Origin of the sequence: Psychrobacter sp. AOP7-B1-25, assembly GCF_052376195.1 — a bacterium.
Lineage (GTDB): Bacteria > Pseudomonadota > Gammaproteobacteria > Pseudomonadales > Moraxellaceae > Psychrobacter.
This window is the reverse complement of sequence record NZ_JBQSVK010000047.1, coordinates 1-376: the sequence shown is the minus strand read 5'-3', so window position 1 is coordinate 376 and position 376 is coordinate 1. Positions and strand designations below refer to the sequence as shown.

At 35.9% G+C, this 376-nt stretch carries 1 protein-coding gene; it reads left to right on the top strand.

Annotated features, from left to right (window positions below; genetic code table 11):
• The coding region (locus ACT3QR_RS13915) for a calcium-binding protein (RefSeq protein ID WP_444521876.1) at positions 1-376 on the top strand (376 nt) is incomplete at both ends.

Genomic DNA, 376 nt, shown 5'->3' with positions numbered 1-376 from the left:
GTAACGGTGATGATATTTTAATATCAAATGGTGATAGTGATAATTTATATGGTGAAGCTGGTAATGACACCTTAATCTATGGTAGCAATTCATCTGGATATATTGGGCTACGTGGTGGACAAGGAGATGATACTTACATAGTTGATGTTAGAGACTTTGTAAACAACCCGTATATCACTGTCCAAGATTATTACGGCTCAAATAAATTAGAGTTAAAAGGTGTCAATCAATCTGATATCACTTTAACTCGAAATGATACAAGCCTAGAGATATCGACAGCTGATGGAAAGATAAATCTGTATGATCAATTCAATGATGATGCTGTCGATAACATCTATTTCGATGACGGTACGGTCTGGGATAGAGCGACTATAGA